Here is a 13781-nt window from a genome sequence, read left to right on the forward strand (position 1 = left end):
TGCGCGCGCGTTTGCTTTCTCCGTGGTGCTTCCCGGTTCGAGTGTTCTTATTTGATAATAAAAGTCGGGCGATACATTCGAAGAATGTCGCAACTGAAACAGTTCGTCAGGCTTGCAACTTGCGCAATAGCTCCCGCCGTCCTCGGGGCGTAACGGGGCCTTCAGGCGCGTCGGCGCCCCTTTGCACGGCGCCCGCCATGATTTTTTGCAGCGCGATGATCATGATTGCGGCGCCAACGAGCAGCCGACGCCAGCTTCAACCCCAGGAGGAGTCGGTCGGGCGCGTCACATGACGGTCAGTCGAACGGAAGCGCGAGCGGAGCGCGCGCCGGGGGGTCTGTCGGTGCGTCGGGCTCGGGGCCGCGCCTAGGCGTGCTCGACCAGCACGCCGGGCCGGGCGGCGTCGAGGCCGAAGGTCACCGGCAGGTGGCGCACGTGCGGGGTCTGCAGGTTCAGGGCCTTGGCGCCGCGGGCGATGGCCAGCTTGCCAAGCGCGGTGGGGCCAAAGCCCGCCTGGACCTTGGGATTGGCGCCCAGCCGGCGGCGCAGCACGCCGTTGGCGTAGATGACGTTGGCGCGCATCAGGGCCGGCGGGGTCATGAATTCGATCGAGATCGAGACGTTCAGCATCGGGCCGTTCTCGATCCGGTGCGGGGCGTTCTGCTTCCAGGTGACCATGGAGCCAGGCGTCAGTTCGACGGCCTGGGCGCCGGCGTCCCACGCGGGCTCGAAGGCGAACTGCTCGGCGGTCTCGCGCAGCACGATCTTCTCCAGGGCCAGTTCGCCGACGTAAGGGTCGGCGACCGGATAGACCCAGACCTTCTTGACGCCCCGGATCTGCCACAGCGACACCAGCGGCACGTCGAGATGGTAGAAGACCTGGGCGTTGGCGCTGCTGATCAGCATGCCGAGATCGCGCTTGAAGGTCTTGAGGCCCGGGACCTCCCTCTCCTTCTCGGCGAAGATCTCGTCGCAGAGGGTGGCGTATTCGGGGACGTGGTCGTTGGTGTGGCGCAGGTTCAGCCAGATGCGGCCGGCCTTGGCGGCCTCCAGCAGCTGGTCGCCCGAGAGGTTGCCCGCCGAGCCCTTGCGCCAGGTGGTCCAGGCCTTGGGATCCTCGCCCATGGTGAAGACGCCCAGCAGCTCGCGCGGATAGCGGTCGAGCAGGCGCGCCAGGCCTTCGTCGTCGAACATCGGCCGCTCGTGCAGGCCGTGCTTGAAGACCAGGTTCTCGCGGCCGAAGGCCTTGGCCTTTTCCGGGGTCCAGTCGTGGATGATGGTCATGACGCCAGCCTCACGCCGAGTGTCCGTAGAAGTGGATCTTGAAGGGGCCCCACCACAGGGTCTTGCCGAGGCCGCGGGCGGCGCGGTCGAGCCATTCGGCCCGGTCGCCGGCGCGGGTCAGCCACTTGAAGCCTGCCACGGCGCCGAACAGGGCGGCCTGGACGACACCGACGACCATCCAGCGGGCGACGCCCGCCCGATCCGGCGGCACGGCGGCAGCGCAGTGGGCCGAGGGGCCCTGGCCGTAGGCGAAGGCGCGGCGGATCGTGTAGTCGAGGGTCAGGCGCTCGGGCAGCGGGTCTTCCCAGACCCAGGCCACCGGCTCCCAGGCGAAGACCGCGCCGGCCGCCTGCATGTGGCCAAACAGCATGTCGTCCTCGCCGCCGATATGGTTGCGCTCGACGGCAAAGGGCGCGAGCGGATCGGGCAGGCTGGAGCGCTTCAGCAGGCTGTCGCCGCAGCCGTAATAGTGGTCGATGACCCCGGCCTGGTCAGGGCCCAGGCGCGAGAAGAACCGCTCCAGATAGTCGCGATGGGCGGCGCCTTCCGGCGCGCGGCCGCGGACGGGTCCGAAGACGACATCGGCGGCATAGCGGTCCTGAGCCGCCAGAAGCGCGGCCAGCCAGCCGGCCGGGGCCTCCTCGTCGTCGTCGAGGAAGGCGATGAACTCGCCTGACGCCTTGGCCATGCCGGCGTTGCGGGCGTTGGCGACGCCGGCGCGGGGCTCGTGCACGTAGTGGACGGGGAACGGCGCTTGCGCGGCCAGGGCCTCGGCGACCGGTTGGGCCGAGGGCGTCTGGTCGTTATCGACGATCACGAGCTCGAGTTCCGAGTGATCCACCCCGGCCTGGGCCAGGACCGAGCGGGCCGCGACGGTGAGCCCGCCGGGCCGACGCTGGGTCGGGATCATGATCGTCACGCGCGCCATCAGATCTCCATCGTCGCGTTGCGGCGGCGGCCCTGGGAGGCGACGGCGTCGACCAGCCCCTTCACGCGCCCGCCCATCGTAAGCTCGGTGCTGGCGATGATGTCCATGCGCCGGCGCAGGCGCGCAACCGGTCCCTGGCCGTTGGCGCCGGCCAGAGCCCAGACGCCTTCGACAGAGTGTGCGACGCGGCCGGCCATGCTGGCCGAGGTGATCGCGCCGTCGGCGATCAGGGTCTGGGTCAGGCCGTAGGAGTGCTTGTAATGGTCGGAGCCGGGACCAAGGTCGTAGCGCGACAGGCCCTGCTCCGGCATGGCCGCGATGGCCCGGGGAAAGAAGATCTGGCCCGGCGACCAAGCGGCGAAGGCCGGATTGGTCGAGGCGATCCACGGATGGTAGGTCGCGCCCTGGCGCACCCCGAAGTGGCCGGCCACCAGCTGGCCGCCGGCGTAGAGGTTGATCATCAGCCCCCGGAAGTCGCCCTCGCGGGTCTCGAAAAGGGTCTGGAACAGGTCGCGCGTCCATTGCGGGCGCAGGAAGTCGTGCACGCCGGTGCGCTCGATCTGCTCGCGCTTCCAGGCGATCAGCTGGTCGAACGACTCCTGGGAGTCGTCGGCGGCCTTCAGCGCTACCTGCCCCATCTCGCGCTCGAGCTTGTTGTCGAGGCGGCGGTAGTTCTTGATCTTCTTGGGGCTGCCCGAGCGGACGGCCTCCAGATAGGCCTCGACGTCCTCGCCGATGTCGATGACGTAGGCGGCGGTCGTCGGCTCGGCGGCGAAGGCGTGGGCCGGATCGACCAGGCCGGTGTAGCGAAATACGGCCAGGTCGGCGGCGCGCAGCACCTGGGCCGCGTCGATCTCGACGCCGGGCTTGGCGATCAGGCCGTGATAGTCGGACAGCGGCGCGCCGATCGGGCGGGCCATGCCGCCAGGGCGGCGATGGTGCGGCAGGAAGCCGATGGTCTCGCCCTCGCGACGGATCACCGCCACCCGCGCGTCCTCGCGCACCCGGCCGACGGCCTGGGTGAAGTCAGGACCCAACAGCGGGCTGGCCAGGGCCGGATCGGCCGCGGCGAAGGCTCGCCACAGGGCCACGTCCGCCTGGGCCATGTCGGCGGGGTGCAGGGTCTCGACTTGCAGCATGTCCACCTGTCCTAATCCGGCTCGGCTAAGGAATGATGGAAACAATTCTGCAACCTCGGGGCCAACCTCAGGATACGAAGGTCGCGCCCAGGATGCGCTCGAGCCAGACCTTATCGGTCTCGTCGAAGGCGGCGGGGCGGTCGGAATCCACGTCGAACACGGCCAGGAGCCGGCCTTGCCCGTCGAACACCGGCACGACGATCTCGCTGGCCGAGCGGGCGTCGCAGGCGATGTGGCCCGGGAAGGCGTGGACGTCGGCGACCAGCTGGGTCTGGCCGGTCTCGGCGGCCGCGCCGCAGACGCCGCGGCCGAAGGCGATGCGCAGGCAGCCCAGCGTGCCCTGGTAGGGGCCGACGACCAGTTCGCGCTCCTTGGCCGGATCGACGACGTAGAAGCCGGTCCAGAAATAGTGGTCGAAGCTGTTGGCCAGCATCGAGGCCACCGTGGCCATGCGGGCCGTCACGTTGCCTTCGCCGTCGAGCACCGAGGCGATCTCGTCGGCCACCTCGGCGTAGCGGGCGGCCTTGTCGGCGGAGAGGGTCTTGTCGTTGAAAGCTTCAGCCATGGTCCGGATATAGCGTGATCGTGCGCGGAAGCGAGCCCCCGCGGACGGCGTTTCCCCAAGCTTCACCGTCCCGATCCGGGCAAGGCCCGGAATGGCACAGCTCCTAGAATTCCTCCCAGTCGCCGGGGCGCGATTGCGGGGCCACCTTCAGGGCGTTGGCGCCCTGGACGTAGCGTTCGCGGAAGGCCTCGCGGCGCGGGGCGGCCGGCTGGCGCGGCGGCGCGCGCAGTTCGCGGACCTCGGCGCCGACCTGGAAGCGGCCGATCAGGCGTTCGAGTTCGGCGGCCTCGCTGGACAGGGCGTGGCTGGCGGCGGTCGACTGCTCGACCATGGCCGCGTTCTGCTGGGTGACCTGGTCCATCTGGTTGACGGCGGTGTTGACCTCGGCCAGGCCGATGGCCTGCTCCTTGGCCGACGAAGCGATCTCGCCGACCAGGGCGTTGATCTCCGAGACCTGCTCCATGATCTGCTGCAGGGTCTCGCCGGTCTCGCCGACCAGGCGCACGCCCTTGCCGACCTCGTCGGTGGAGGCGCGGATCAGGCCCTTGATCTCCTTGGCGGCGTCGGCCGAGCGCTGGGCCAGGGCCCGCACTTCCTGGGCGACGACCGCGAAACCACGTCCCGCCTCGCCGGCCCGCGCGGCTTCGACGCCGGCGTTCAGCGCCAAAAGGTTGGTCTGGAAGGCGATCTCGTCGATGACGCCGATGATCTGGGTGATCGACTGCGACGACTTCTCGATGCCGCCCATGGCCTGGACGGCCTCGGTGACGACCTTGCCGCTCTTCTCGGCGTTGGCCTTGGCGCTCTCGGTCAGCTGGCGGGCGCGCTCGGCGCCGTCAGAGCTCTTCTTCACCGTGGCGGTGATCTGGTCGAGGGCGGCGGCGGTCTGCTCCAGGCCGGCGGCCTGGCGCTCGGTGCGCTGGGCCAGGTCGTCGGAGGCGTGGCTGATCTCGGCGCAGCCGGTGCGGATGCTCTGGGCGGCCGAGAGGATGCCGGCCATGGTCTGCTGCAGGCTCTCGACGGCGGCGTTGAAGTCGCGCGGCATCTTGCGGGCGTCGCCGGCGAAGCCGTCCTCGCGCATGCGCCAGATCAGGTCGCCGTCGGCCAGCTTCTCCATGCCTTCGCCCAGGGTGGCGACGGCGGCGGCCTGGGCCTTGGCGAAGGCCTCGGCTTCTTCGGCGTGGCGTTGGCGCTCGATCTCGGCGGCGGCGCGTTCGGCCTCCTGCTCGGCGCGGCGGCGCTGGCCGTCGGCCAGATCGTGGCGGAAGCCGTCGAGGGCGCGGGCGATGGCGCCGATCTCGTCGCCGCCGGTCACGCCAGGCACCGGCTGGTCGTAGCGACCGGCGCTCAGGGCGTCGACCGACTGGGTCAGGCCCGACAGCGGCTTGCGCACCAGGCTGGCGCTGGCCAGGAACAGGGCCAGCAGCACGGCGCCGGTGATCACCACGCCGCCGACCAGCAGGATCATGGCCAGGCGGTCGGCCGGACCGGTGATGGCCGAGCGCGGCACGTCCATGACCAACACCCAGGTGGTGTTCAGTTCAGGAATGGCGATGGGGCGGACCATCCGCTCCATCTCCTCGTCGCCGACCTTGACGCCGCTGAACAGCGCCGCCTGGCCGCCGCTCAGGGCCGCCTTGACCTTGTCGGCGCCTTCGTCGGCATAGGCCGTGGTGCGCTTGTCGGCGTCGGGGTGGGCCACCCACTTGCCAGCCGCCGACAGCAGCATGACGCGGCCGCCGCCCAGGGGCTTCAGTTGCTCCAGGCGCTTGGAGACGCCGTCCAGCGACAGGTCGACGCCGGTGGCGCCGAGGAACTGGCCGCCGATCATCGCCGGATAGACCACCGAGGTCATCAGCTCGGTCTTGCCGGCGACGGTGTAGGGATAGGGCTCCAGCAGCGCGGCCTTATGGGTGTCGCGCGGGATCGTGTAGTAGGGCTGGCTGTACTCGTTGCCCTCGTTGAGGGGCTGGAACACCACCTTGCCGTCGGCGTGCACCCAGTACGGGGTGAAGCTGCCGTCGGGATTGGCGCCCATCTCGGTCTGGCCGGCGAACTCGGCGTCGCGGCCGTCGAGGGCGTTGGGGGCGGCCATGAACCAACTGCCCATGACGATGGGCGTGGCGTCGGCCTGGGGCCGCAGCATCTCGATATAGGTCTTGCGGTCGCGCAGGCCGGCCGAATGGGCGGCGGCGATCGCGCCGGCGGTCGAGCGCGAGGTGGCCTCGACCCGGCCGATCTCGGTGCGGATCTGCTCGATGGCGTCGTCGGCCACGGCGTCGGCGTAGCGATGCGTCAGCCCCGCCACGATGCCGGAGGTGTGCATCGACACCGCCACGGCGGCCGCGATCAGCAGAAGCCCGATGGCCAGACCCGCCACCGTCACCAGCTTCCACGCGATGGTCAGCCGACCGAACGCCTTCATAAAAGAATCTCCACAGCCCGAGCCTTAAGCTTGGTTGTGGCGCTCGATTCCTAACGGCGCTTTAACCGAGATTAACCTGCGACAATCTGGCGCCTCGCCGCGCTTGCGCGCGACCCCCTCCGGCCCTCTGGGCCACCTCCCCCAGAGGGGGAGGATTTGAGCGCCAAGATGCTCCCCTCTGGGGGAGCTGTCGGCGAAGCCGGCTGAGGGGGACCTACCCCTTCGCCAGCTTGACCAGCTGGACCAGGATCTTCTCGGCCGCGTCCAGGCGCTGAGCCGGCGTATCCCATTCGCCCTTGACCACGACCTTCTGGTCGGGACGAGCCTTCCAGATCAGGTTGTTCTTGCCGATGAACTGCATCAGCGGCAGCGGGTTGGCGAACTCGTCGTTGCGGAAGCTGAGCACCGCGCCCTTGGGGCCGACGTCGATCTTGGCGACATTGGCCTCGCGGCACATGCCCTTGATGCCGACGACCTTGAGCAGGGAGTCGGTCTCGGGCGGCAGCGGGCCGAAGCGGTCGATCATCTCGGCGGCCAGGGCCTCGCGGTCGGCGGCCTTTTCGGCTTCCGACAGGCGGCGGTAGAGCGACAGGCGCACGTTGAGGTCAGGCACGTAGTCGTCGGGGATCATCACGGCCGCGCCGGTGTTGATCTGCGGCGACCAGGCGCGGTCTTCCAGCAGGGCCTCGGCGCCCTGGCGCTCGCGCAAGGCCGCCACCGCGTCCTCCAGCATCTGCTGGTAGAGCTCGACGCCGATCTCCTTGATGTGGCCGCTCTGCTCGTCGCCGAGCAGGTTGCCGCCGCCGCGGATGTCCAGGTCGTGGCTGGCCAGCTGGAAGCCGGCGCCCAGGCTGTCGAGCGATTGCAGCACCTTCAGGCGCTTCTCGGCCGACAGGGTGATCTGCTTTTCGGCGGGCGTGGTCAGGTAGGCGTAGGCGCGGGCCTTGGAGCGGCCGACGCGGCCGCGGATCTGGTAGAGCTGGGCCAGGCCGAACATGTCGGCGCGGTGCACGACCAGGGTGTTGGCCGACGGGATGTCGAGCCCGCTCTCGACGATCGTCGTGGCGAGCAGCACGTCGTACTGGCCCTCGTAGAAGGCGGTCATCACCTCCTCGAGTTGGGTGGCGCTCATCTGGCCGTGGCCGACGACGTACTTGATCTCCGGCACCTGGGTGCGGAGGAACTTCTCGATGTCCTCCAGGTCCTTCAGGCGCGGCACGACGTAATAGGCCTGACCGCCGCGATACTTCTCGCGCAGCAGGGCCTCGCGCACGGTGACGGCGTCGAACGGCGTGATGTAGGTGCGCACCGCCAGGCGATCGACCGGCGGGGTGGCGATGATCGACATTTCCCGAATGCCCGACAGCGCCATCTGCAGCGTCCGGGGGATCGGCGTGGCGGTCAGGGTCAGCATGTGCACGTCGGCGCGAAGCTCCTTGAGCTTCTCCTTGTGCTTGACCCCGAAGTGCTGCTCCTCGTCGACGATGACGAGGCCCAGGTCCTTGAAGGCGACCTGCTTGCTGAGCACGGCGTGGGTGCCGACCACGATCTCCAGCTGACCGTTGGCCAGGCCCTCGCGGGTGTCGGCGGCTTCCTTGCCGGTGACCAGGCGCGACAGGCGGGTGACCTTGATCGGCCAGCCCTGGAAGCGCTCCTTGAACGTCTTGTAGTGCTGGCGGGCCAGCAGCGTCGTCGGGCAGACGATGGCCACCTGCTTGCCGCTCATGGCCACCACGAAGGCGGCGCGCAGGGCGACTTCCGTCTTGCCGAAGCCGACGTCGCCGCAGATCAGGCGGTCCATCGGCTTGCCCGAGGCCAGGTCTTCCAGCACGTCGTGGATGGCGTTGAGCTGGTCGTCCGTCTCCTCGTAGGGGAAGCGGGCGCAGAACTCGTCGAACACGCCCGACGGCGGATCGGTCTCTTCCACCGACTTCAGCGAGCGGGCGGCGGCGATCTGGATCAGGCCCTCGGCCATGATCCGCAGGCGTTCCTTGGCCTTGGCCTTGCGGCCCTGCCAGGCCGCGCCGCCCAGCTTGTCGAGCTGTACGTTCTCGCCGTCGGCGCCGTAGCGGGTCAAAAGGTCGATGTTCTCGACCGGCAGGTAGAGCTTGGCCTCGCCGCCGTACATCAGGTCGAGGCAGTCGTGCGGCGCGCCCTGAACGTCGAGGGTTTTGAGGCCCTCGTAGCGGCCGATGCCGTGGTCGATGTGGACGACGAGGTCGCCGGGCGTCAGGGCGCTGGCTTCAGCGAGGAAGTTGGCGGCGCGGCGCTTCTTGCGCGGGCGGGCCAGGCGGTCGCCGAGGATGTCGGTCTCGGAGATGACGGCCAGGCTGTCGGTCTCGAAGCCGGCGTCGAGCGGCAGGACGACGCGCTGGGGGACCTTCGGATCGTTGGCCTTTGCCGCCTGCCAGTAGCCGGCATAGGGGATCTTCTTGAGGCCGTGGTCGGCCAGCATCGTGCCCAGACGCTCGGACGAGCCTTCCGACCACGAGGCGAAGAGGACGCGTTTCCCCTCCCCGGCCAGCTTTTTGGCGTGGTCGGCGGTGGCCTCGAACAGGTTGACGCTGTCCTGGGCGCGCTCGGCGGCGAAGGTCCGGCCATGCTTGGCGCCCATGTCGACGACGTCGAGCCCCTGGGGCTGGAACGGCGTGAACTGGCGGTGCGGGCGGTCGGAGATCGCCTCGTCCCACTCCTTGGCGGTCAGGTAGAGGGCGTGCGGCTCCAGCGGGCGGTAGGCCGACTTGCGGTCGGCGGCGGCGCGGGCGTCGTAGGCGTCGGCGATCATCGCCAGGCGCTCGTCGCGGGCCTCGCTGACCTGATGGTCGACGCCGACCAGGGTCCCGGCCGGCAGGTAGTCGAAGATGGTCGCCATCCGCTCGTAGAACAACGGCAGCCAGTGCTCCATGCCGGCGCGGCGGCCGCCGTCGCTGACCGCGGCGTAGAGCGCATCGTCGCCCGGCGCGCCGAACAGGCGCACATAGGAGCCGCGGAAGCGCGAGATGGCGTCGGCGTCGAGCAGGGCCTCGCTGACTGGCAGCAGTTCGATCGACTTCAGCTGCTTGGTCGAGCGCTGGGTTTCCGGATCGAAGGCGCGGATGCTCTCCAGGGTGTCGCCGAACAGGTCGAGGCGCACGGGCTCTTCGGCGGCCGGCGGATAGACGTCGATGACGCCGCCACGGATGGCGAACTCGCCGCGCTCGGAGACGGTGGAGGCGCGGACATAGCCGTTGACGGCGAAGTAGCGCTCCAGGTCCTTGATATCGACCGACTGGCCGACCTTGGCGCCGTAGCTGGCGCGCAGCAGCACTTCCTTGGTCGGCACGCGCTGCAGGAGCGCGGGCGCGGCGACGACCAGCATGGCCGCCTTGCCCTCGCCCAGGCCGTTGGCCAGGCGGTGCAGGGTGCACATGCGGGTGGCCGCCACCCCGGCCGAGGGGCCGATGCGGTCATAGGGCAGGCAGTCCCACGAGGGCAGCAGCACCGCCTCGATCTCGGGGGCGAAGAACTTCAGCGCGTCGATGAAGGCGCTGGCCCGGGCCGTGTCACGGGCCACGAACACGGTCAGGCCGCCGCGGGCGCGGGCGATGTCGGCCATAGCCAGGGCGTCGAAGCCCTCGGGCGCGCCGGCCAGGGTCAGGCCGCCGGCGGCCTTGGCGATCTGTTTGGCGTCGTAGGCCATGCTGCTCTTCAAGTATGGGCGAGGAACAACCCGCCGAGATGCAAAGGGTTCAGGCGCCGTCGCCGACAGGCCGCGAGGTGTGGGCCTCGAAGCGGAACTTGCGGATCATGGCCATGATCTCGGTCTCAAAGGCCTCGGGCGTGGCCTCCTGGCCGACGATCCAGGCGTAGATCTCGCGATCGGACTGTTCGAGCAGGGTTTCCAGCACGTCGAGCTGGTCGGGGGTCAGGGTCGGGCCAAGCGTATCCGCGAACGGCCCCAGAATGAGGTCCGCTTCACGGAAGCCGCGATGCCAGGCCCGGAACTTCAGCCGCCGAAGGCGGGCGTCGTGATCGATGGTCATGCGGCCGCCGATATAGAGCGCGCCGCCGCCGGGCGCCAGCTTTGCGGCGTCGATTGACCGCGCCTGCTGACGGCTTTAGGCGCGAGGGCATGGCTTCCTTGATGATCCAGGGCTGTGGCTCCGACGTCGGCAAATCGACCCTGGTGGCGGGGCTGTGCCGACTTTTCGCCAATCGCGGGCTCGTGGTTCGGCCGTTCAAGCCGCAGAACATGTCCAACAACGCGGCCGTCACCGCCGACGGCGGCGAGATCGGGCGGGCCCAGGCGTTGCAGGCCGTGGCCTGCCGTACGCCGGCCAGCGTGCACATGAACCCGGTGCTGCTCAAACCCCAGAGCGATGTGGGCGCCCAGGTGGTGGTGCAGGGCCGTGTGGTCGGAAACTACAAGGCCCGGGCCTTCCAGGGACTGAAGCCGGGCCTGCTGGCCACGACGCTGGACAGCTACCGAAGGCTGGCGGCCGAGGCCGATCTCGTGCTGGTCGAGGGCGCGGGCAGTCCGGCCGAGACCAACCTGCGGGCCGGCGACATCGCCAATATGGGCTTCGCCCACGCCGCCGACGTGCCGGTGGCTCTGGTCGGCGACATCGACCGGGGGCACGTGATCGCCGCCCTGGCCGGGGCGCACCTGGTGCTCGACGAGGCCGACCGGGCGCGGATCAAGGGCTTCATCATCAACAAGTTCCGGGGCGATCCGGCCTTGTTCGATGACGGGCGGACCGAGGTCGTGAAGCGGACGGGCTGGCCGGACCTGGGCATGGTCCCCTGGCTGCCGCCGGTGCGGTTCCTGCCGGCCGAGGACGCCGTGGTGCTGGAACGCGCCGCCGCTCCTGTCGAGGGCCGCAGGGCCAAGGTGGTTGTGCCGATGCTGTCGAGGATCGCCAATTTCGACGACTTCGACCCGCTGCGGAACGATCCGGCGATCGATCTCGAGTTCCTGCCGCCAGGCGGCGTGCTGCCGGCCGACGCCGATCTGGTGATCCTGCCGGGGACCAAGGCGACGCTGGCGGATCTGGCCTTCCTGCGCGCCAACGGCTGGGACGTCGACATTCTGGCCCATGCCCGGCGCGGCGGCCGGGTGCTGGGCGTCTGCGGCGGCTACCAGATGCTGGGCCGGACGGTGAGCGATCCGGACGGCGTCGAGGGCGCGCCGGGGTCCGCGGCGGGGCTTGGCCTGCTGGACGTCGAGACCGTGCTGGCCGGCGACAAGACGGTGCGGCCGGTCACCGGCAGGCTGGCCGACGGCGGGGCCTTCGAGGGCTACGAGATCCATGTCGGCCGCACGACCGGCCCCGGGACCGCGCGGCCGCTGCTGACCATCGATGGCCACGGCTCGGACGGCGCCGTCTCGGCCGACGGCAGGATCGCCGGCGGCTACGTGCATGGCCTGTTCGACAAGGCCTCGGCGCGAGCCGCCCTGCTCGCCCCGCTCGGCGTGACGGCCGACGGCCTGGACCAGTCGGCGCGGGTCGATGCGGCGCTCGACGAAATCGCCGAGATACTGGAGCGGTCGCTGGACATCGCCGCCATCGCCCGCATCGCCGGGCTGCCCTAGCCGGTTTTCCTGGCCCCGGCCGTCACCGGCGGCCAGACTACGCTGACGAATCCCGATCAGGAGCCGACATGCCGCGACGCGCTGTATCCGCCCTGCGCGCCTTCCTGCGCAGCGAAGCCGCCGGCGGGGTGCTGCTGATGATCGCGGCGGCGGCGGCGCTGGTCGTGGCCAACTCGCCGCTGGCGGACGGCTATTTCCACGCCCTGCACGCCTATCTCGGCCCGCTGTCGGTCGAGCACTGGATCAATGACGGGCTGATGGCGGTGTTCTTCCTGCTGGTGGGCCTGGAGATCAAGCGTGAGGTCGTCGACGGCGAGCTCTCGACCTGGCCCCGCCGCGCCCTGCCCGGCTTCGCGGCCCTGGGCGGGATGGTCGTTCCGGCCCTGATCTACCTGCTGATCGCCCGCGACGCGCCGGACGTGCGGGCCGGCTGGGCGATCCCGGCGGCGACCGACATCGCCTTCGCGCTAGGGGTCCTGTCGCTGCTGGGGCCGCGCGTGCCGGGCGCGCTGAAGATCTTCCTGGCGGCGCTGGCGATCATCGACGACCTGGGCGCGATCCTGATCATCGCGATCTTCTACACCGACCACCTGACCCTGTGGGCGCTAGGCGGGGCGGCCGTCGTGCTGGCCGCGCTCGTCGCGCTGAACCGGCTGAAGGTGACGGCGCTGTGGGTCTATCTGCTGCTGGGCGCGGTGCTGTGGGTGCTGTTCCTCAAGTCGGGGATCCACGCGACGTTGGCCGGCGTGCTGCTGGCCATGACCATTCCGCTGTCGCCCGACCACGGCCGCTCGCCGCTGCACAAGCTGGAGCACGGGCTCAATCCGTGGGTGGCCTATCTGATCGTGCCGGTCTTCGGCTTCGCCAATGCGGGCGTCGCCCTGGGCGGCCTTTCCGCCTCGGCCCTGGCCGCGCCGCCGACGCTGGGCGCGGCGCTGGGCCTCTTTCTGGGCAAGCAGGTCGGCGTCTTCGCCTTCAGCGCCGCCGCCATCGGACTGGGGCTGGCGCGCAAGCCGTCGGGGGTGAACTGGGGCCAGCTCTACGGCGTCGCGGCGCTATGCGGGGTGGGCTTCACCATGAGCCTGTTCATCAACAACCTGGCCTTCGACGCCGAGCTGCTGCGCGAGGAGACCAAGATCGGCGTGCTGGCCGGCTCGCTGGCGTCGGCTCTGCTGGCCTGGCTGATCTTCGCTCTATACGCCCGCAAGGCTGGCGCGGGGGCGCCGGCGGGTCCACAATGAGCCGACGTCCCGCCGGGAGCATCGCCATGCTGCGCGCCTTCCTCGCCGCCGCCCTGCTGGCCGCGCCGACCGCCGTCCTGCCCGCGACCGCGTGGGCCCAGGCGCCGATCGTCGCCGCCGTCGAGGTGACGATCGGCCCGGACCTCGCCGCCAAGGCGGACAAGCTGGGCGCGCGTGAGTTCGATTACCTGACGGCGGACCTTAAAAGGACAGTCGAGCGTCGGCTCAGCGCCCGGGGGGCTCTGTCGCCCGCCGGCGGCCAGCTGAAGCTGATCATCGACGACGCCCAGCCCAACCGCCCGACGCCCAAGCAATTGGGCGACAAGCCCGGCCTGTCGCTGGAAAGCTTCAGTCTGGGCGGCGCGAAGATATCGGGCGAGTACGTGGCCGCCGACGGCGTTCGCTCGCCGATCCGCTACAGCTGGTACGAGAACGACATCCGCCAAGCGGCCTTCAACCTCACCTGGAGCGACGCCGAAACCGCCTTCGAACGCCTGGCCCGTCGGCTGGGCGAGGGAAAACTGGCGCAGGACTAGGATTCGCACAGGTCTCCGTAAAACCCCCGCGAAAGCAGGGGTGAGGTGAAGAAGGCGCGGATCCGGTCCCCTCGCTTGCCAGACGCCTCGA

10 protein-coding genes are annotated in these 13781 nt (G+C 69.9%); 3 read left to right on the forward strand and 7 right to left on the reverse strand.

Annotated features, from left to right (window positions below):
• Positions 1-366 precede the first annotated feature (366 nt).
• The 7 genes from AC07NG_RS19650 to AC07NG_RS19680 all read right to left on the reverse strand — a co-directional run bounded on the left by AC07NG_RS19650 (position 367) and on the right by AC07NG_RS19680 (position 10363).
• A complete protein-coding gene (locus AC07NG_RS19650) occupies positions 367-1284 on the reverse strand; it encodes a hypothetical protein (protein ID WP_494595806.1) in 918 nt (305 codons plus the stop codon).
• Between the two features lie 10 nt (positions 1285-1294).
• Positions 1295-2212: a glycosyltransferase family 2 protein gene (locus AC07NG_RS19655; RefSeq protein ID WP_494595808.1), complete on the reverse strand. Its 918-nt coding sequence runs from the start codon at positions 2210-2212 to the stop codon at positions 1295-1297.
• On the reverse strand, positions 2212-3351 hold the full coding sequence (locus tag AC07NG_RS19660; RefSeq protein WP_494595809.1) for a GNAT family N-acetyltransferase: 1140 nt from the start codon (positions 3349-3351) through the stop codon (positions 2212-2214). Before AC07NG_RS19660 ends, AC07NG_RS19655 begins: the two co-directional genes overlap by 1 nt.
• A gap of 67 nt (positions 3352-3418) precedes the next feature.
• Positions 3419-3916 (reverse strand): GAF domain-containing protein, encoded by a 498-nt coding sequence (locus tag AC07NG_RS19665; protein ID WP_492855333.1) that lies wholly within the window; start codon positions 3914-3916, stop codon positions 3419-3421.
• Positions 3917-4019: 103 nt separating this feature from the next.
• Complete coding sequence (locus tag AC07NG_RS19670; protein WP_494595810.1) at positions 4020-6341, reverse strand: methyl-accepting chemotaxis protein; 2322 nt, start codon at positions 6339-6341, stop codon at positions 4020-4022.
• Between the two features lie 214 nt (positions 6342-6555).
• Positions 6556-10020 (reverse strand): transcription-repair coupling factor, encoded by a 3465-nt coding sequence (gene mfd, locus AC07NG_RS19675; protein ID WP_494595812.1) that lies wholly within the window; start codon positions 10018-10020, stop codon positions 6556-6558.
• Positions 10021-10069: 49 nt separating this feature from the next.
• The gene (locus tag AC07NG_RS19680; protein WP_110122052.1) at positions 10070-10363 is read right to left on the reverse strand and encodes an FAD assembly factor SdhE; all 294 of its coding nucleotides are present in this window, start codon (positions 10361-10363) and stop codon (positions 10070-10072) included.
• Between the two features lie 89 nt (positions 10364-10452).
• On the opposite strand from AC07NG_RS19680, the gene AC07NG_RS19685 reads away from it, so the two are divergent.
• The 3 genes from AC07NG_RS19685 to AC07NG_RS19695 all read left to right on the forward strand — a co-directional run bounded on the left by AC07NG_RS19685 (position 10453) and on the right by AC07NG_RS19695 (position 13690).
• Positions 10453-11913, forward strand: a complete 1461-nt coding sequence (locus AC07NG_RS19685) for a cobyric acid synthase (RefSeq protein WP_494595814.1) — start codon at positions 10453-10455, stop codon at positions 11911-11913.
• A gap of 68 nt (positions 11914-11981) precedes the next feature.
• Complete coding sequence (gene nhaA, locus AC07NG_RS19690; protein WP_494595816.1) at positions 11982-13154, forward strand: Na+/H+ antiporter NhaA; 1173 nt, start codon at positions 11982-11984, stop codon at positions 13152-13154.
• Positions 13151-13690 (forward strand): hypothetical protein, encoded by a 540-nt coding sequence (locus AC07NG_RS19695; protein ID WP_494595817.1) that lies wholly within the window; start codon positions 13151-13153, stop codon positions 13688-13690. The genes nhaA and AC07NG_RS19695 overlap by 4 nt, the downstream gene beginning before the upstream one ends.
• Positions 13691-13781 lie beyond the last annotated feature (91 nt).

This window comes from Caulobacter sp. GW821-FHT10C03, assembly GCF_059415485.1.